General features: G+C 55.1%; 20 protein-coding genes and 1 other annotated feature. Of the genes, 4 read left to right on the forward strand and 16 right to left on the reverse strand.

Going from position 1 to position 17,292, the window contains the following annotated elements; all coding sequences use genetic code 11:
* Nucleotides 1–6: 6 nt before the first annotated feature.
* From nadA to KNP75_RS09680, 3 genes are read right to left on the reverse strand one after another with little or no spacing between them, the layout of a single operon-like run.
* Nucleotides 7–1,086 (reverse strand): quinolinate synthase NadA, encoded by a 1,080-nt coding sequence (gene nadA / locus KNP75_RS09670; RefSeq protein ID WP_215190274.1) that lies wholly within the window; start codon nucleotides 1,084–1,086, stop codon nucleotides 7–9.
* A complete protein-coding gene (gene nadC / locus KNP75_RS09675) occupies nucleotides 1,049–1,918 on the reverse strand; it encodes a carboxylating nicotinate-nucleotide diphosphorylase (RefSeq protein WP_214752550.1) in 870 nt (289 codons plus the stop codon). The genes nadA and nadC overlap by 38 nt, the downstream gene beginning before the upstream one ends.
* The gene (locus tag KNP75_RS09680) at nucleotides 1,872–3,305 is read right to left on the reverse strand and encodes an L-aspartate oxidase (RefSeq protein WP_215190275.1); all 1,434 of its coding nucleotides are present in this window, start codon (nucleotides 3,303–3,305) and stop codon (nucleotides 1,872–1,874) included. Before KNP75_RS09680 ends, nadC begins: the two co-directional genes overlap by 47 nt.
* A gap of 95 nt (nucleotides 3,306–3,400) precedes the next feature.
* Between KNP75_RS09680 and KNP75_RS09685 the strand changes: the two genes are divergently transcribed.
* The 4 genes from KNP75_RS09685 (at nucleotide 3,401) to KNP75_RS09700 (ending at nucleotide 6,635) form a co-directional block, all read left to right on the forward strand.
* Entirely contained in the window at nucleotides 3,401–4,531 is a 1,131-nt protein-coding gene (locus KNP75_RS09685; RefSeq protein ID WP_251128226.1) for a cysteine desulfurase family protein, read from the forward strand.
* The gene (locus KNP75_RS09690; RefSeq protein WP_034776872.1) at nucleotides 4,509–5,048 is read left to right on the forward strand and encodes a transcription repressor NadR; all 540 of its coding nucleotides are present in this window, start codon (nucleotides 4,509–4,511) and stop codon (nucleotides 5,046–5,048) included. The genes KNP75_RS09685 and KNP75_RS09690 overlap by 23 nt, the downstream gene beginning before the upstream one ends.
* Before the next feature lie 104 nt (nucleotides 5,049–5,152).
* Nucleotides 5,153–5,734 (forward strand): DedA family protein, encoded by a 582-nt coding sequence (locus KNP75_RS09695; protein ID WP_215190277.1) that lies wholly within the window; start codon nucleotides 5,153–5,155, stop codon nucleotides 5,732–5,734.
* Between the two features lie 124 nt (nucleotides 5,735–5,858).
* Nucleotides 5,859–6,635, forward strand: coding sequence for an NUDIX domain-containing protein (locus KNP75_RS09700; protein WP_034776870.1), 777 nt, complete (start codon nucleotides 5,859–5,861; stop codon nucleotides 6,633–6,635).
* 44 nt (nucleotides 6,636–6,679) lie between these two features.
* Here KNP75_RS09700 and KNP75_RS09705 read toward each other — a convergent pair whose 3' ends face one another.
* The 13 genes from KNP75_RS09705 to KNP75_RS09765 form a co-directional block, all read right to left on the reverse strand.
* Nucleotides 6,680–7,966, reverse strand: coding sequence for a hemolysin family protein (locus tag KNP75_RS09705; protein ID WP_034776869.1), 1,287 nt, complete (start codon nucleotides 7,964–7,966; stop codon nucleotides 6,680–6,682).
* Between the two features lie 15 nt (nucleotides 7,967–7,981).
* Nucleotides 7,982–9,271, reverse strand: coding sequence for a GTPase ObgE (gene obgE / locus KNP75_RS09710; RefSeq protein WP_215190278.1), 1,290 nt, complete (start codon nucleotides 9,269–9,271; stop codon nucleotides 7,982–7,984).
* Nucleotides 9,272–9,712, reverse strand: coding sequence for a Spo0B domain-containing protein (locus KNP75_RS09715; protein WP_034776867.1), 441 nt, complete (start codon nucleotides 9,710–9,712; stop codon nucleotides 9,272–9,274).
* Nucleotides 9,713–9,788: 76 nt separating this feature from the next.
* A complete protein-coding gene (gene rpmA, locus KNP75_RS09720; RefSeq protein ID WP_016508537.1) occupies nucleotides 9,789–10,070 on the reverse strand; it encodes a 50S ribosomal protein L27 in 282 nt (93 codons plus the stop codon).
* 12 nt (nucleotides 10,071–10,082) lie between these two features.
* Nucleotides 10,083–10,418 (reverse strand): ribosomal-processing cysteine protease Prp, encoded by a 336-nt coding sequence (locus KNP75_RS09725; RefSeq protein ID WP_034776866.1) that lies wholly within the window; start codon nucleotides 10,416–10,418, stop codon nucleotides 10,083–10,085.
* A 3-nt stretch (nucleotides 10,419–10,421) separates the two neighbouring features.
* Nucleotides 10,422–10,730, reverse strand: coding sequence for a 50S ribosomal protein L21 (gene rplU, locus KNP75_RS09730; protein ID WP_015881153.1), 309 nt, complete (start codon nucleotides 10,728–10,730; stop codon nucleotides 10,422–10,424).
* 15 nt (nucleotides 10,731–10,745) lie between these two features.
* Nucleotides 10,746–10,817, reverse strand: a sequence feature (ribosomal protein L21 leader region).
* Nucleotides 10,818–10,872: 55 nt separating this feature from the next.
* Nucleotides 10,873–12,198 carry a ribonuclease E/G gene (locus tag KNP75_RS09735; RefSeq protein WP_215190279.1) on the reverse strand — a complete coding sequence of 442 codons (1,326 nt, stop codon included), beginning with the start codon at nucleotides 12,196–12,198 and terminating at the stop codon, nucleotides 10,873–10,875.
* Nucleotides 12,199–12,240: 42 nt separating this feature from the next.
* Nucleotides 12,241–13,098 carry a septum site-determining protein MinD gene (gene minD, locus KNP75_RS09740; RefSeq protein ID WP_051627738.1) on the reverse strand — a complete coding sequence of 286 codons (858 nt, stop codon included), beginning with the start codon at nucleotides 13,096–13,098 and terminating at the stop codon, nucleotides 12,241–12,243.
* Nucleotides 13,099–13,103: 5 nt separating this feature from the next.
* A complete protein-coding gene (locus KNP75_RS09745; protein WP_232939187.1) occupies nucleotides 13,104–13,772 on the reverse strand; it encodes a septum site-determining protein MinC in 669 nt (222 codons plus the stop codon).
* A gap of 5 nt (nucleotides 13,773–13,777) precedes the next feature.
* Complete coding sequence (gene mreD, locus KNP75_RS09750; protein WP_052090206.1) at nucleotides 13,778–14,272, reverse strand: rod shape-determining protein MreD; 495 nt, start codon at nucleotides 14,270–14,272, stop codon at nucleotides 13,778–13,780.
* A 1-nt stretch (nucleotide 14,273) separates the two neighbouring features.
* The gene (gene mreC, locus KNP75_RS09755; RefSeq protein WP_034776861.1) at nucleotides 14,274–15,164 is read right to left on the reverse strand and encodes a rod shape-determining protein MreC; all 891 of its coding nucleotides are present in this window, start codon (nucleotides 15,162–15,164) and stop codon (nucleotides 14,274–14,276) included.
* 13 nt (nucleotides 15,165–15,177) lie between these two features.
* Complete coding sequence (locus tag KNP75_RS09760; protein WP_034776859.1) at nucleotides 15,178–16,215, reverse strand: rod shape-determining protein; 1,038 nt, start codon at nucleotides 16,213–16,215, stop codon at nucleotides 15,178–15,180.
* A gap of 204 nt (nucleotides 16,216–16,419) precedes the next feature.
* Entirely contained in the window at nucleotides 16,420–17,256 is an 837-nt protein-coding gene (locus tag KNP75_RS09765) for a DUF2785 domain-containing protein (RefSeq protein WP_215190280.1), read from the reverse strand.
* Between the last annotated feature and the right edge of the window lie 36 nt (nucleotides 17,257–17,292).

Below are 17,292 nucleotides of genomic sequence, written 5' to 3' on the forward strand. Positions count from 1 at the left end.
CTGTCCTCAGTGCGCGAGCATCCGCTCGAGGGCGAGTGTCGCCCACTTCGTCGTCTCTAGATTGACACGGATGACGTTGACCGGATCGGTCTCGAGCGACTCGAGCGCCCAGAGCAGATGCGGCAAATCGATGCGGTTCATCGTCAAGCATGGACACATGTACGGATTGAGCGAGATGATATCGAGCTCGGGGTGCGTCGCCGCGAGACGGTTGACCAAGTTCATCTCGGTGCCGACGGCCCACTTCGTCCCCGGCGCGCTCGCTTCGATTTGGTCGATGATGTATGACGTGGATCCGGCCTCGTCCGCCGCCTGCACGACGTCGAACGTGCACTCGGGATGGACGATGATGCGTCGTTCCGGGTCGTTCTTCCGTAACGCCTCAATTTGGGCGACGTTGAACTTCTCATGGACCGAGCAGTGCCCTTTCCACAGAATGACCCGCACATCCTCGATGTCACCCTCATAGACGAGTCGTTCCCGGAGCGGGTCCCAGACGGCCATCGCCTCGAGTGGCACACCCAAATCAAACGCCGTGTTCCGTCCGAGATGCTGGTCCGGTAAGAACAGAATCCGTTCGCCCGCTTCGAGCGCCCAACGGACGATGTCATGGGCATTGGAAGATGTGACCGTCGCGCCCCCGTTCTTGCCGACGAACGCCTTGATCGCCGCCGTCGAATTGACGTACGTGATTGGAATGATATCATCGCCGAACGTATCGGTCAGCTCTTCCCAAGCGACCTCCGTCTGGTCGATATCGGCCATGTCCGCCATCGAGCATCCGGCCCGCATGTCCGGCAAGATGACGAGCTGGTCGTCACGCGTCAGCATGTCGGCCGTCTCGGCCATGAAGTGGACGCCACAGAAGACGATGAACTCCGCCTCGCTCATCTGTTCGGCGAGCCGTGCGAGCTGGAGCGAATCTCCGGTCGCGTCCGCGAACTGGACGACCTCGTCTTTTTGATAATGGTGGGCCGGTAAAAACAGGCGGCTGCCGAGCCTGGATTTGATGGCTTCAATCCGTTGTTCCATCTGTTCAATCGTCAACTCAGCGTACTGCGCTGGCATCGTTCCGAGTAATTGCATGTTTGATTCCTCCTACAAGATTTAGACTGCAATCGAGCGCCGTCACCGAATGCGTCAACTGTCCGATCGAGATGACGTCGACACCCGTACCGCGATACGCTGCAATCGTTTCGACAGTGATGCCTCCTGACGCCTCCGTTTTAATATGCTCTGGCACGAGCGCACGCCACGCCTTCAGTTCTTCGGGCGCCCGGTTGTCGAACATGATGATGTCGGCGTTCGCCGCGATCGCCTCATGCAATTGTTCGAGCGTCTCGACCTCGACTTCAATCGGCGTCGTGTGGCCGGCAAGCATCCGAGCCCGTGCGACCGCGTTCGTGATCCCGCCGAGGGCCGTGATGTGGTTGTCTTTGATCATGATGGCATCGTCGAGACGGAGCCGATGGTTCTTCCCACCACCCGAACGGACGGCATGTTTCTCGAGCATACGAAGCCCGGGCGTCGTCTTTCGGGTGTCCGTGACGGCGATCGTCGGGTCGTCGAGCCGTTCGACGCAGCGCCGCGTCATCGTCGCGATCCCGCTCAAGTGCTGGACGAGGTTCAACAGCACCCGTTCCGTCTCAAGGAGCGTCCGCGTCTTGCCTCGCAAAATAAAGAGCGTGTCACCTGCCGTGACGTTCGTGCCGTCCGGTTGGCACGATTCGACGACGAGACGTTGCAACTGCGCCAGCTCGAGGACGACGTCCATGCCGCAGAAGACGCCGTCTGCCTTGGCGCTGACCGTGGCGAGCGACGTCTCGCGGTGGTCAATCAAGGCACTCGAGGCGTCCCCAAACCCGATGTCCTCATGTAAAAATGCTGTCAGCTGTTCGCGCAAGGCGATTTTGTTCATCTGAATCCTCCGTTCTTATGACGGCACTGGCCAACAGGCGTGCCGCTTTCAGACTCAACGTCTGTTCACTTAATTGTCTTGACACGTGTTTCGTCTGTGCCAGTTGTTGGGTATTTTCTAAGAAACTTACGATTTCGCCAATCTGAGGCGAGATTGTCAACCATTCCCCAATCTGTTGCCGATAGCGGCTGAACAGATCATCCGAAACCTCATACACGGTCGTCTCGTTCACCGTGAACGGCTTCTCCTCCACCATCACCGCTGCCGCCACCCGCTTTCCGAACACCCAGCATTCGAGTAACGAATTTGATGCTAGTCGATTATTCCCGTGGACGCCCGAATCGGCGACCTCACCAACCGCATATAACCCAGCGACGGTCGTCCGCCCGTCTACGTCGACGTCCACACCGCCCATATGAAAATGTAGCCCGGGCCGCACTGGGATTCGCGTCGCGTCGAGCCCATACATCCGGCACGTCTCGACGAGTTTCGGGAACCGTTCATCAATTCGCTCGACGCGACTCGTATCCAAGTAGACGGTGCCGTCATGACGCGTGAGTGACCGAGCGACCTCGTCCCTAGGGGCGAGGCTTCCGAGCGGATGGTGGGCCATCACGTGACGTCCTGACGCATCGACGAGCGTCGCGCCTGCTCCTCTTAACGCTTCCGTGACGAGGTGGGGCGAATCGACCGCGAGTAACGTCGGGTGGAATTGGATACGAGACAAGTTCGTGAGTCTCGCTCCGATCTCATCCGCCAAGACGAGCCCGTCCCCCGTGACCGAGCGACAGTTCGACGTCCAATCGATGAGTCCACCGATTCCCCCGGTCGCCAAGACGACGGCTCCGGCCTGGACGTGAAGACGTGTCTCTCCGTTGAATCCGGTCGCCCCGGTCACGCGGCCGTCGGTCTTCACCAACGAATCGATCAATACGTGTTCCATGACGGTCACGTTATCCGGCAATTGACGACGAAGCGTCGCCATGACGTGCCGTCCGGTCTCGTCCCCGCCGACGTGAAAGATCCGATTCATGCCATGCGCCCCTTCACGTCCGACGGCGTACTCAGCACCCTCCCGGTCGAAGACGACACCGAAGCGCTCCAAATCGCGGATCGCGCTCCGCCCTTCTTCGACGAGTGTATAGACACGGTCGGGCACGGCTGCGAGTTTCGAGGCGACGAGCGTATCCCGCTCATGGTCGACACTCGACGGCTCCAAATACGAGCTCGCAATCCCGCCTTGGGCCAGATCTGAGTTCGCGCTTGTCACTTCATGCTTAGAGACGACAAGGACGTTCAATGAATGAGGCAAATGGAGTGCCACCGTCACAGCGGCCAAGCCAGCCCCAACGATCAACACATCGACCCGTTCAAACTGTAAAGACATCTGTATATCACCTGTTTTTCATATGTAATGTTGACTTGTAAACTAGTTTCGCATAATTTTGTGAAGAAGACAACATGAGAAAAGGGGAACTTACGATGAACCGTTACTTTGATTATGCGGCGACGCACCCGATGACAAAATCCGCTCTCGACCATTACGTGGCCATGGCACGAAGCGTATACGGTAACCCGTCTTCCCTGCACACGCACGGCTATATGGCGGAAGATTACTTGACCGAATCCCGACGTCTGTTGAAGCAGGCGCTCGGGCTCGACATGCTCCGCGGCAAGCTCCTCTTCACCGGAAGCGGCTCCGAGAGCAACTACATCGCCCTCACGAGTCTCCGGAAGCGCATGAAAGGTCGTGAAGTCATCACGTCGTGGCAAGAGCACGACTCGGTCGCGCTTCTGCTTGACGAGTGGGAAGCCGAAGGCGTGACCGTTCACCGCTTGAAGCTGAAGGACGGACGGTTCGACCACGAGATGTTCACGCATTTGCTCGACCGTGACATCGGGCTCGTCACGTTTCAACACGTCAACTCGGACACCGGCTGGACGCTCCCGCTCCACAACATCCTCTGCCAATTGAAATATAAGAAAGTGTTGTTCCACGTCGACGGTGTCCAGGCGCTCGGCAAGATCCCGGTCTCCGTCGACGGGATTGACGCCTATTCGTTCAGCGCCCATAAAGTCGGGGGCCCGAAAGGCGTCGGCGGCCTCTATATGGAAAGGCTGTTGCCACCGCCCTATTATCCGGGACACCATCAATACGGCATCCGTCCCGGCACCATCGACGTGCCCGGCATCTGCGCTTTCGTCAAAGCGTTCACCGACCGTCACGAGCAACGGACACGTCATGAAAGAAATTTCTTGGCGTTTCGTGCTATCTTGAAAGAGAAGACATCGTCTTACGTGGATTGGCTCGAGTTCGACCAGCAGAGCCCCGCCATCTTCTCGTTCGTCTCGAAACAGCGGGACGGGCAATGGTGGATGACCGAACTCGACGGGCTCGGGTTCCAAGTGTCGGCAGGGTCGGCCTGTCGGGCCGGCCAGAACGGACCGAACCGCATGCTCGAGTCGCTCGGCTATGAGACGAGCGCCTGTCACGGGCTCGTCCGCATTTCTTTCGGCGAAGACACGACCGTCGAGGCCACGACGGCACTCGCCGAAGCCATCGTCACTTTAGCAAGGAGAGTAGGATCTTATGAACAAACGCTTAGCCGGTGAAGAACGCCGGCGCACGTTACTGGAAATGATTGAACAGAGTTCCGAGCCGATCACCGGCTCCGAGCTCGCCCGCCGCGTCGCCGTCAGCCGACAAGTCGTCGTCCAAGACTTGTCGCTCTTGAAGGCGAAGGGCCATCAGATCGTCGCGACCGCCCGCGGGTACGTCTATTTACCAGGTGAGGCGTCACCGTCCGCCTATACCCGCAAAATCGTCTGTCGCCACGAGGCCGAGGACATGGAGGCGGAGATGAACGCCATCGTCGACGAGGGCGTCACGATTCGCGACGTCATCATCGACCATCCTGTCTACGGTTCATTGACCGGACAATTGATGGTGAAGAGCCGCCGCGACGTCCGTGCTTTCCTCGAACGGGTCGAGGCGAACCAGGCCGCCCCGTTGTCGCATTTGACGGGTGGTCTCCACATTCATACGCTCGAGGCCGATAGTGAAGACGCCATCGATGCCGCCGTCTCAGAACTTGAACGACTCGGCGTCCTCGTCTCCGAGCTCGACTAAGATGTCACAAATACGTGACATCTTTTCTTTTGCTTTCGACTCATGTTCGTTATACTGATGGATGGAATGCATCCTGTACAAAATTTGGAAAGGGGGAACCGGTCATGTGGCACTTTCTCGAACAACTGTTGCTCGGGTGCGGCATTTTCAGCGTCCCGCTCGGCATCTTCATCCAATTCATCCCGAACGAGCTCGTGCTCGCTTACGGGGGCCACTTGATCGGTTCCCTTGATACGTCGTTCCTGTTCGTCTTCCTGCTTGCCTGGGCGGCGTTCGTCATCAGTCAAATCGTCTTATATGGGATTGGCCGCTACGGAGGACGCCCTGTCGCCCTTCGCCTCTATCGGTCGTTCCGCATCAACGAGGCGAAGCAACGCCGGGCCGAAGTCTGGTTCGAGACGTATGGCGCCTGGATCGTCTGTCTGAGCGTCATTTGGCGCCAACTGTTCGCCGTCAGCGCCGGGGTCATGCGGTTATCGTTCCGGAAGTTTTTGACGGTGACCGTCCTCATCTTCGCCGTCTGGTCGTTCATCTTCGTCAAACTCGGGATGATGCTCGGCGACAATTGGCGTCACATCGGTGAAGTCACACACGGGTTCTTGCCGTACGTCGGCATCGGCATCGGACTGTTCTTTCTCGTCCGCTACGTCCGCGCGAATCCGCGCCTATTCAAAAAGTCAGCCTGAGCAGATGCGCTCGAGCTGACTTTTTTGATATAGAGGGAAAACGGATCGTGATGACGAATATAGAGTCATGAGGAAAGCGTTTTTTTCTCGGAATAGAGATACCACCTTCAAAGGAGGAATTACCATGTTCCATCGTCGAAAAACGTACACCATCCGTCCTGAACGCTTAGATGAATTCACCGAGTTTTTCCATACATACCTGTATCCGATTCAGGTATCGCACGGCGCCCGTCTCGTCGGTCGTTGGGTGACCGAAGACAAGAGCGAGGTCATGGCCCTGTGGGAATACCGCGACCGCGAGCACTACGAGCAAGTCGAACGCGATTACCGTTCGAGCGGCTTGCGCCGCGAGGCGATGAAGAAGCGAGCCCGTCTCGGGAAAGATTTATATATCAAGTCGAGTGAGGAATTCATGATGCCGACCGGTCACTATACCCCGCCGCGCACGATTGTCTCCGTGACCGCCTATGTCACGAACGAGGCCGGTGAAGTGTTGCTCGTTCAAAACACGCACCGGAGCGACACGTATGAGATGCCGGGCGGACAAGTCGAGGAGCATGAATCGATTGTCGACGCCGTGCATCGTGAAGTAAAAGAAGAGACCGGTGTCGATATTGAAGTCGAAGGCATCACCGGTATTTATCAAAACGTCTCCTCGCGCGTGCTCTGCGTCACGTTCCGTGCCCGCTACGTCTCCGGCGACCTGCAACCGCAGGAAGGCGAGACGCAAGAGGTCGGCTTCTTCAAGGTCGATGCGTCGAACGTCGGCGACTACATCAAACGGGAGCACTTCCAAATGCGTCTCGTTGATGCGATCGACCCGACGTATATGCCGCACGCCATCTATAAAGTTCGGCCATACGAGCTGCTCGAACGCGTCGAGCGCCATCATACCGTCTAAACAAAAGGAGGGACCGCCAGTTGGCGGCCCCTCCTTCAGTTCGTTTACGCTTGTTCGACCGGTTCGGATTGACCCGTCTCGACGAGCAATTTGCGAATCCGACGCTTTTCGACGTGGAGAACGGTGAACGTCATGTCATCGTACGTGACACGCGCACCTTTCTCTGGAATGTCTCCTAATAGTTCGACGATCCAACCACCCATCGTGTTGGCATCTACTTCAGGTTCTTTAATTCCCATCTCATCAGCGAACTCATCGACATCCATGTCGGCCATACACTCGTAGACGCCGTCACGGAGTCGTCTCAAATAGACGATCGATTCGTCGTGCTCGTCCCAAATGTCTCCGACGAGCTCCTCGAGCATATCTTCGAGTGTGATCAGACCGGCCGTCCCGCCGAATTCGTCGAGGACGACGGCCATGTGCGATTGTTTTTGCTGGAGTACAGGAAGCAGCTCAATCAATTTTGTCTGCGGCGATACGTACGTGAGCGGACGAATGAGCGAACGGACGTCCGTCACTTCATCACGCATCATCGAACGAAGGAAATCACGCTCTGACAACACCCCGATGACGTTGTCAATCGAGTCTTTATACACCGGCAGACGAGAATGTCCACCGCTAAAGATCGTGTCTTTGATCTCTTCAAGCGTATCGTCAATGTCGACGGCGAGGATATCAATCCGCGGCGTCAACACATCGTCGACGGTAATGTCGTTGAAGGCGAAGGCGCTATGCACGAGTTCCGCTTCGGTCTCGCCGAGCACCCCTTCTTCTTCTCCCATATCGACGAGCACTTTCAACTCTTCTTCCGTCACCGACGGCTCTTTGTCGTTCATCCCAATCATGCGGAGCACCAACTTCTTCAACCCGGTAAAGATCATCGTCACCGGTTTCAAGACTTTGACGAGGAACAACAAAATGCCGCTGATGAGAAGCGAATACTTCTCCGCGAACTCTTTCGCGAGCGACTTCGGTAAAATCTCACCGAAAATCAAGATGACAATCGTCGTCGCGAACGTCGAGATGACGAGTCCGGCCCCACCCGAGTAAATACTCGTGGCGATGGCCGTCGACACCGTCGCGGCACCGATGTTGACGATGTTGTTCCCGACAAGGATCGTCGAGAGCGTGTCATCGAAGCGGTCGACGAGGTGGAGGACGCGCTTGGCGCCCTTGTCCCCGTCTTCACTCATACGAATCATCCGGACGCGGTTCACACTCGAGAGCGCGGTCTCGGCAGAAGAGAAAAAGGCTGACAACATAACTAAAACTGCATAAAGAATTAAACTAGACGAGGGCACAGGGTCCACGTTTACTTCACACTCCATTTCATTAATAAAAGATTATTCGACAAATTCGAATTCAAAGTCCAAGATGGCGACGACGCTGCCGTCTTCGGCACCCAACTTGCGAAGGTCGTCATCGACGCCCATTTGACGCATTTGACGCGCGAAGCGTTTGATCGATTCATCGTGATCAAAGTTCGTCATCTTGAAGAGCTTCTCGATGCGCGGCCCCGTGATCACGAAGCGTTCGTATTCATCGACATGAATCTGATACCCTTTCTCTTCCTTCTCGTAACGATAAACGACACGTGGTGTGGCCGTCTTCTCTTCGAGCTCTTCGAGTGGGAACTCAGGTGTCGAGTCCACGAGATTAGCTACTTCGATGAGCAGGTTGCGAAGTCCTTCTTTGGCGAGTGCCGAGATCGGGAAGACTTTGACGTCATCTCCGATTTTCTTTTGGAACTCTTTCAATAATTCCGGCGCATCCGGCATGTCCATCTTGTTGGCGACAACGATTTGCGGACGCTCGAGGAGGCGTAAGTTATACGACTCGAGCTCGCGGTTGATCGTCGTGTAGTCTTCGAACGGGTCGCGCCCTTCCATGCCGCTCATATCGATCATGTGGACGATGACTTTCGTCCGCTCGATGTGACGAAGGAACTGGTGACCGAGACCGACGCCTTGGCTCGCCCCTTCGATGAGTCCTGGAAGATCGGCCATGACGAAGTCACGGTCGTCCGCCGTCTTGACGACACCGAGGTTCGGTGTGATCGTCGTGAAGTGGTACGCGCCGATTTTCGGGCGTGCCGACGAGACGACTGACAAGAGCGTCGATTTCCCGACTGACGGGAATCCGACGAGACCGACGTCAGCGAGCAATTTCAACTCAAGACGCAATTCGCGCTCTTGACCTGGCTCCCCGTTCTCGGCGATCTCTGGTGCCGGGTTGGCTGGCGTCGCAAAACGACAGTTCCCGCGGCCACCGCGTCCGCCTTTGGCGATCGTGGCCCGTTGGCCGTGCTCGGTAAGGTCGGCGATGACCGTATCGGTCGATGCATCAAATACGATCGTACCTGGTGGGACTTTGACGACGAGCGGCTTCGCTTTTCGTCCGTGCATGCCTTTCGACATCCCTTTTTCACCGTCATGGGCGATGAACTTTTTCGAGAAGCGGAAATCTACGAGCGTGCGCAATCCTTCTTCTACTTCGAATACGACGTCACCACCGTGACCGCCGTCTCCTCCTGCTGGTCCACCGTCTGGAACATACTTCTCGCGGCGGAACGCGACCATCCCTTTACCGCCGTCTCCAGCTTTTACAAAAATATTAACCTGATCGACAAACATTTAATTCCCCTCCTTTATAACGAACGTAGAACATTCTACTGTCTGCTCGTACACTTCGTCTGACGTGAACACGTCGTCCGGCACATGACCGAAGACGCGGACCATCAGTCCGTCCGTGAACGTCACATGAATCGGTCCATCCGTTCCTGACAGAAGACGGACAAGTTTGTCCGCCACACGCGCGTCGTCGAGCGACACACGGTCGGCCGATACCTTGTAGGTCAACCGTCCTTCCCAATTCGCTTGTATGATGACGAGACTCGTCATCGGCAAATCCAAACGAATGAGCGCACTCTCCTCGTCGGCGTGCTGACGATATCGCTCGTACAGCTCCTCGAGTTTTTCAGGCTCGAGCGCCGCATACAAGGAGATCATCTGAAGCCGATTCATCCATTCGTGACGGACGGTCGATAATAGTTTCAGTGCTGCCTGTGAGTTCATGCAATCCTCTCCTAGGTAAAACTAGTAAAAAAGACTCTAACCAAATAAGTGGCTAGAGTCTTCTGCGTGGTTCTACTTACGCAACTGGGTAAACGCTCACTTGTTTCTTGTCGCGACCAAGACGCTCGAAGCGTACTACGCCGTCAACTTTAGCAAACAATGTGTCGTCGCCACCACGGCCGACGTTTTCACCTGGGTGAATTTTCGTACCGCGTTGACGGTAGAGAATCGATCCAGCTGAAACCGTTTGTCCGTCAGCGCGTTTAGCGCCGAGGCGTTTCGAAATCGAGTCACGACCGTTTTTAGTCGATCCTACTCCCTTTTTCGATGCGAAGAACTGAAGGTTCAATTGTAACATGAGGTCCACCTCCTATTGTTCAATTTGGATATAATCACCGTAACTCTGGGCGATCGTGTCTAGTTGCACGAGCATCCCTTCTAATAACAATTGGGTGCGAGTCATATCCTCCGGTGATAGGTCAGGATACGTCTCGACATAAAAGTAGCCACCCTCTGTTTTGTCTGCCATTTCTACAAGAAGCGACTGACCGGCGAGTACCTCGACAGCGTTGTATGCCCCAAAGATGATGGCAGAAACGCCGGCACATACCAAGTCAGAACCGGGTTCGGCAAAGTTGGCGTGACCTGTCACTTCGACGGAACGAATCGACTTCGTCTCGTCTCGTCTGACCGTTACTCGAATCATAGCTTACGCTTCGATTTTCTCGATGCGAACTTTCGTGTAAGGCTGACGGTGACCTTGCTTACGACGGTAGTTTTTCTTAGCTTTCATTTTGAAGACAGTGATCTTCTTAGCGCGGCCGTGTTTTACCACAGTACCGACAACTTTAGCGCCCTCTACGAGTGGAGCTCCGACTTTAACATCGTCACCACCAACGAAAAGAACTTCACCGAATTCTACAGTACCCTCGACATCAGCATCGAGTTTTTCGATGTAGATCTCTTGACCTGCTTCAACTTTGATTTGCTTACCACCAGTTTTGATGATTGCGTACATATACGTGCACCTCCTTATTAAACTCAGACTCGCCATCCAGGGCAGGGCGAAACCGTTTCAACCCGTTCTGTGCGGTTGTAGCCATTTGGGTGCTTCCAAACGAACTAACGTTATAGATAATACCACTCTCGTTTCATCGTTGTCAATGACGAGATACGAAATTCTGACATTCCTCGAGCGTCCCGTAGAACGCCACATCCGGTTCTCCCTCGACGAGGAGGACCGTGCAGGCAAACCCATCCCACGACGCGTCGTGCCACTTGCCCGGGAGCGTCAAGACGACCGCTTCGACTTCCGGCGCGAGCTCCATCAAAGCACGTTCAATCCGAGAGAAGAGGGCGAGCTTCGACGGCTTCCCGTCGTGCGTCATCCGGTCTTGAATCGAACGTCCCGTGCGTTCCCGGGACAGCTCGAACAAGCCCATACGCGTGAAACCGTACACTTCGACGCGGCGTGGATCACGGGCGCCGAGCTCTTTCATCTTTTTCAAGAGCCGGTTCTGCCCGTCTTTTGACCCGCGTAAGAAGTCGATGACGACCATGCCGCCGATATTGCGCAGCCGGAGCTGCTCCATGACCGCGTAGAGGGCGGCCTCGTTGATTGTGTCGGCTGCCCGTCCCTTGTCCTTGACGGCGACGTTCTTGCCGCTGTTGACGTCGATGACGGTCATCGTCTCAACTTGTTCGACCAAGACGTAAGAACCACCTTCAAGCCAGACGACGCGCTGTCCGAGCTTTTCAATCGCCCCGTCGAGCCGGGCCGCTTCTTTCATCCGACCTTTGCCGACATGGCGTTCGACGTTGACCTCGAGCCGTGATAACCGCTCTTGTGCTTCCTTGTCGTTCAACATGACCGACTCGACCGCATGGCGGCGCACGAACTGTTCACACAGCAGCTCATCCTGCCCGCGTCGTGCCGTCACGACGTCCGCGGCGCGACGCCGAAGCAAGGCAAGTTCTTCTTGAAGGACGTCCGGGCTCGCTTGCCCTGACTCCGTCCGAAACAAGACCCCTTCCGCTTCTTCGAGCTCGAACACTTTAGATAACCGGTCCTGGGTGACGAGGTCGAGCTTCCGGCTATACAGCTTACGCCGGCCGTATGGGAAGTAAACGATGTAGCGTCCGCCGAAGCGGATGTTTTCCGTCACTTTATGATGTTTTCCGTTGATGCCTTCTTTCGTCACTTGGACGAGGCGTTTGTCACCGACGACGGCCGCCTGGCCGATGCCCGGCACGTTCGGATACGCCTCGAGCGCTTTGAGCGTCTCGGCAATCGGCAGGAAGAACGTCGTCTCGCCGGTCGTCAAAAACGCGGCGCCGAGCGACGGGTGAATCCGTTCGATCGCGGCCTCGAGAATCGTCCCGACCGACAGTTGGTCGATGAAGCGTTCCTCGACCTCGAGGAGGCGTTCCCCATCGACGAGCATGGCCCGTTCGATGGACGGGGTCCGTTCATAGATCAATCGCACACGTATCTCTCCTTTCGACACAAAAAGGCAACTTTCGTTGCCTTAGGCTTTTTTCATTCCAAACTTCATCATGAGCCGCGTCCAGAAACCGACCGGTTTTTGTTCGGTCTGAATCGACATGAGCGGCACCGACTCGCCGAGAATGCGGCGCGTAATGTTGCGGTACGCTTGTCCAGCGTTGTTGTCCGGGTTCATCGTGACCGGCACTCCGCGGTTCGCAGCAGCGATGACTTCTTCATCGTCGACGACGACGCCGAGCAAGTCGATCGACAAGATACGCATGATGTCATCGATGTCGAGCATGTCGCCTGATTCGACGAGGTGGTTCTTGACGCGGTTGACGATCAGTTTCGGTGCCGCGACGTGTTCCGCTTGCTCGAGCATGCCGATGATGCGATCCGCGTCTTGAACGGCAGCCTTCTCAGGCGTCGTCACGACGACAGCCTCGTCGGCGCCGGCGATGGCGTTCATGAAACCTTGCTCGATACCGGCCGGACAGTCGATCAACACGAAGTCGTATTCGGTCTTCAACTGGTCGATGATCTCTTTCACTTGCTCCGGTTGGACCGACGTCTTGTCTTTCGACTGGGCCGCAGGCAAGAGATACATCTCTTCGAACCGCTTGTCACGGACGAGCGCCTGATGCAGCTTGCACTGCCCGTTGATGACGTCAACGAGGTTATAGATGCTCCGGTTGTCGAGTCCTAAGATGATATCCAAGTTCCGTAGACCGATATCCGTATCGACGAGACAGACCGAGTGGCCAGACAATGCGAGGCCCGTCCCGAGGTTCGCGGTCGTGGTCGTCTTCCCGACGCCACCTTTCCCCGACGTCACGACGATGGCCCGACCTTTCTTCACTTCTTTAGCTGTATGTACAGGCTCTACTACTTGCTCCATCAAACTCACCCTCTCTGTAATTCCATTGCATATGCGTCTTTCAGCCCAGTCATGACTTGACGAAGACGCGTCATTTCAATGCCCTGATTCGTCTGATACGCGCATCCCATCTCGATCTCCGGAAGCTCTTCGTCGTCGTCCGACGCGAGCACATGTTCACCGATCGCTAAAAACTTCGGATGGAGCAGACTGGCGGTGATGACCGCTTCCTCCCATCCTTCGACACCGGCACGCACATTTCCTCGTATCGTCCCTAAACAATATATGCTGCCCGTTGCCCGAACCTCGGACCCCGGGTTGATGTCTCCGATAATGAGCACCGAGCCATCGAAATCGAGCACTTGCCCGCTTCGAATCGTCCCGCTATGGTAGTGGAACGTCTTTTTGCCGTAGGTCGCTTTCGCTTCTTCGGTCAACATGACCTCGCTCGATAGCTCCTCGATATAAAAAACGCCATGACGAGCGACGACTTCACGAATTTGACGTGACAGCTCCTCGTCGATGTAACGAGTACCCGCGTGCAATTTGAGTGCAATCTTCCCAGAGGGCGGCTCCATTTCTTGTAACGTGGCCTCAAGCTCTCCGAGCACCTCATCGATGCCACTCCGTGGATTGAAGTGGATTGCAATACCGTTGCGATGTCCTTTTATCGTAATATGTCGTTTACGCTCCATCATGGCTACCCTCTTTTCGCTACAGGCCGCGGCGCCACGTATCGTGTCATCGGCACGTATAACAGTGCGATGGCGACAGCGTTGACGGCGAGCGTCCCTGGAATCTGTTCAACTAATAGTGTTTGAATGGTCATGGTCGTCCCACCGACCGCCGTCATGACACTGAAAATCCCGAAAGAAAACACGAGGATCATGAATGTGAACGTGATGACGACCGAGAAGAAGTTCTCACCTATATATTTTAACACGAAGCTGACTAAGAGAGGAATGAGTGAAAAAGTAAATAAGTAAATTCCGAGCAAGTCGGTGTAGACGATGTCATACAATAGCCCGAAGACGAGACCGAATCCGAGCGCCGACTCCCAGCGGCCATACAAACTGACGTACATCAAGCCGATCAACGTCAAATACAAGAACGGCGTCACATAGTGCCATGAGAAGATGGCGGCCCATGTCCCTTCAATAAGAAAGAGGAGGAACAGGGCGATGAACACTTTCATGTTACTCACCCGCTGCTCCTCCTTCCTCGGGACCCGTCAAGAACGGTTCGTCTAGCGTTCGATCGATGACAAACATTTGCGAGAACTCGTTGAAGTCCGCCTCAGGTTTGATGCGGGCGACTTGAGACACGCCGTATTCGTCGGTTTCGATCGACTCGACCGTACCGATGACGAGACCGGCCGGATAGCGCCCACCGAGACCTGACGTCGACACGATTTCGCCTTCTTTCAACTTGACGCTGTTCGAGACCTTCGTGAAGAAGAGCTCGTTCGTCTCGCTGTCGAAGCCATCGATCGTCCCGTACGTCGCTTTGCCGTCCGCATCCTTGACGACGGCCGAGACGTTGTTCGTCCGGTTGTTGTCAGAGAGGAGTTGCACTTGCGACGTATAGGCGCTCGTCTGGATGACGCGACCGACCATACCGCCGGCGGCCGTGACGGCCATGCCTTTCTCGACACCGCGCTCTTCCCCGACGTTGACCGTTACGTAGCGCTGCCAGTCGTTCGGCGTACGCCCGATCACTTCGGCGGGAATCAAGTCAAAGTCACGGAGCGACGTGTCGGACGCCTCGACCATTTGCCGCAATTCTTCGTTCTCACGGCGCAAGTCATCGGCCTCGACCGACACTTCCGCGTATTTCGTCAAATGTTGTTTCAATTGACGGTTCTCTTCATAAATATCTCGTACGTTCGAAATCGAGGACACGGTACTGTCCATCCAGCCGATCGGCACCGTGAACACCCGTTGGAACGTTCCGACCACATCACGCGTGACGTCTTGGTACCAGGCGGATTCCGACCGTCCTCGAATCGAAACCCCTAAAATCACAACGAATAAGATGATACCGATCAGCGTGATGATGAGCTTTTTATTGCGTACGAACCGGCTCATCGTGTGTCACCACTCATCGACGCGACGAGATGCCTGATTTTGAACGGAGGACGTCCATCATTTCAAGAGATTTTCCTGTCCCGATGGCGACGCAATCGAGCGGCTCATCCGCGACGAGTGTCGGAATGTGTGTCTCGTCCGAGATGACGTCATCCAAGTTTTTAAGGAGGGCTCCACCGCCTGTGAGGACGATGCCGCGGTCCATGACGTCAGCAGCAAGTTCCGGCGGCGTCTGCTCGAGCGTTTGTTTCACGCCCGCGAGGATCGCTTCGACCGTATCCGAGAGTGCTTCGCACACTTCAGAAGCCGAGACTTCGATTTGTTTTGGAAGACCTGTCACGAGGTCGCGACCACGGATTTCCATTTTCTCATTCTCGTTCGAAGCGTCGATGCGAGCCGAACCGACTTCCATCTTGAGCGTCTCTGACGTCCGCTCCCCGATCATGAGGTTGTATTTGTTTTTGATGTAACGAATAATGGCGTCATCCATTTCGTCACCGCCGACACGAATCGATTGGCTCGTCACGATGCCGCCGAGTGAGATCACTGCGACTTCGGTCGTACCGCCACCGATATCCACGACCATCGAGCCTGTCGGTTCCCAAACCGGGAGACCGGCGCCGATTGCTGCCGCGAACGGTTCTTCGATCGTGTACGCTTCACGTGCGCCCGCTTGCTTGGCTGCGTCTTCGACGGCACGTTTTTCGACTGACGTGATGCCGCTTGGCACACAAATCATGACGTTCGTCTTCGATGAGAACAAACCGCTCTTCGACTTCTGTGCTTGCTCCATGAAGTATTTGATCATCGTCGCTGTCGTCTCGAAGTCGGCGATAACCCCATCTTTCATCGGACGGCGTGCCGTGACGTTGCCCGGCGTACGTCCAATCATATCCTTGGCCTGGTTACCCACGGCCTCAATTCTACCTGTATCTGTACGGAACGCCACTACGGACGGTTCACGAACAACGATGCCTTGACCTTTTACATAAACGAGCGTATTTGCCGTTCCAAGGTCGATTCCGATTTCTCGGTTAAAACTACGAAACATACGTGCTGCTCCTCTCTTGGTTACACTATTTTTTATTATAACGGAAAAATCATGTTTGAAAACGTTCATTCGATTACAGGTTATTTACAATAACGCGAATCTCAGTCCTGTCTCACCGTTTATTAGTGTGCCTTCTTTTCGGCAAAAAGGCAAATCAAAAAGCAAGCGCGTGAAAGCGCCTGCCTAGATTTTTATGGGTTCTCGTCAAATCTGCTTTAACGTCTCGAATACGGCGGTTTGAAGCATCGGTCGGTTTGCATCGTACAATTTCACGAAGAAGCTCTTTAGAAACGTTTTCACGTTGTGGACGACGTGCCAATACTGCTCGGGCTCGAGTTGCTGCTTTTGTGCGCTCAGTTGAGCCGGTAAGCCGTCTAATAGAACGACGATTTCGTGCTCGTCCATTCCTCGCTCTAGCAAGGCGAAGATGGGATTCAGCAAGCGCTCATCCTCGTCGTGCAAATAAACGGTCGGAAACATCACTTTGTCCCATAGCGCCTCGAGGATCTCACCGAACTCCGTCTCGTCGAGGTGCGGATGCAGGACGAGCTCGTCGAAGGCATCGGCCACATGGGCGATCGCATGGGCCCAACCTTTTGTGGGCACGTACCCTCTCGTATCGATTTCACAATCGAGATATGCCAGGAGCTTCGCTTTCAACATCTCGAGATTCGGTTCCGATAAAAATTCTTGTTGACGGTCTTGGTACAAAATCAAGGCGATCAATAGCGTCGAGAACGCCCGCGTGAAGACGGTATCTGATGACGTCTCCCCGATACCATGAAACAAGTGGTATTTGAGCGTCATATTGAATAGATAAATCAGTTGTTCGTTCGCCAGTTGTTCGTCTTCGATGATGAATCGATAGAATAACGTGTAAATCAACTGATCTCGGAGCTCCGCATCCGTCGATCCGATATGATGGAGCATCGATTGGATGACCCGCTCCTCATCTAATTCCTGTAACCGAACCGTCCCGTCCCTGATGTCCGTCAACATCAACTTCAAATCCCGTTCCTGATAGATAGTTTCCTCATTCATATCTGATCACATTCCCTCTTCGTAGGTCGTATAGAA

The organism is Exiguobacterium sp. s6, assembly GCF_018618155.1.
Lineage (GTDB): Bacteria > Bacillota > Bacilli > Exiguobacteriales > Exiguobacteriaceae > Exiguobacterium > Exiguobacterium mexicanum_A.

What these genes read in the sequence shown, in the direction of transcription:
- nadA (WP_215190274.1), bottom strand. Translation starts at nt 1,086, where the DNA reads ATGCAATTACTCGGAACGATGCCAGCGCAGTACGCTGAGTTGACGATT.
- nadC (WP_214752550.1), bottom strand. Translation starts at nt 1,918, where the DNA reads ATGAACAAAATCGCCTTGCGCGAACAGCTGACAGCATTTTTACATGAG.
- KNP75_RS09680 (WP_215190275.1), bottom strand. Translation starts at nt 3,305, where the DNA reads ATGTCTTTACAGTTTGAACGGGTCGATGTGTTGATCGTTGGGGCTGGC.
- KNP75_RS09685 (WP_251128226.1), top strand. Translation starts at nt 3,401, where the DNA reads ATGAACCGTTACTTTGATTATGCGGCGACGCACCCGATGACAAAATCC.
- KNP75_RS09690 (WP_034776872.1), top strand. Translation starts at nt 4,509, where the DNA reads ATGAACAAACGCTTAGCCGGTGAAGAACGCCGGCGCACGTTACTGGAA.
- KNP75_RS09695 (WP_215190277.1), top strand. Translation starts at nt 5,153, where the DNA reads ATGTGGCACTTTCTCGAACAACTGTTGCTCGGGTGCGGCATTTTCAGC.
- KNP75_RS09700 (WP_034776870.1), top strand. Translation starts at nt 5,859, where the DNA reads ATGTTCCATCGTCGAAAAACGTACACCATCCGTCCTGAACGCTTAGAT.
- KNP75_RS09705 (WP_034776869.1), bottom strand. Translation starts at nt 7,966, where the DNA reads ATGGAGTGTGAAGTAAACGTGGACCCTGTGCCCTCGTCTAGTTTAATT.
- obgE (WP_215190278.1), bottom strand. Translation starts at nt 9,271, where the DNA reads ATGTTTGTCGATCAGGTTAATATTTTTGTAAAAGCTGGAGACGGCGGT.
- KNP75_RS09715 (WP_034776867.1), bottom strand. Translation starts at nt 9,712, where the DNA reads ATGAACTCACAGGCAGCACTGAAACTATTATCGACCGTCCGTCACGAA.
- rpmA (WP_016508537.1), bottom strand. Translation starts at nt 10,070, where the DNA reads ATGTTACAATTGAACCTTCAGTTCTTCGCATCGAAAAAGGGAGTAGGA.
- KNP75_RS09725 (WP_034776866.1), bottom strand. Translation starts at nt 10,418, where the DNA reads ATGATTCGAGTAACGGTCAGACGAGACGAGACGAAGTCGATTCGTTCC.
- rplU (WP_015881153.1), bottom strand. Translation starts at nt 10,730, where the DNA reads ATGTACGCAATCATCAAAACTGGTGGTAAGCAAATCAAAGTTGAAGCA.
- minD (WP_051627738.1), bottom strand. Translation starts at nt 13,098, where the DNA reads ATGGAGCAAGTAGTAGAGCCTGTACATACAGCTAAAGAAGTGAAGAAA.
- KNP75_RS09745 (WP_232939187.1), bottom strand. Translation starts at nt 13,772, where the DNA reads ATGGAGCGTAAACGACATATTACGATAAAAGGACATCGCAACGGTATT.
- mreD (WP_052090206.1), bottom strand. Translation starts at nt 14,272, where the DNA reads ATGAAAGTGTTCATCGCCCTGTTCCTCCTCTTTCTTATTGAAGGGACA.
- mreC (WP_034776861.1), bottom strand. Translation starts at nt 15,164, where the DNA reads ATGAGCCGGTTCGTACGCAATAAAAAGCTCATCATCACGCTGATCGGT.
- KNP75_RS09760 (WP_034776859.1), bottom strand. Translation starts at nt 16,215, where the DNA reads ATGTTTCGTAGTTTTAACCGAGAAATCGGAATCGACCTTGGAACGGCA.
- KNP75_RS09765 (WP_215190280.1), bottom strand. Translation starts at nt 17,256, where the DNA reads ATGAATGAGGAAACTATCTATCAGGAACGGGATTTGAAGTTGATGTTG.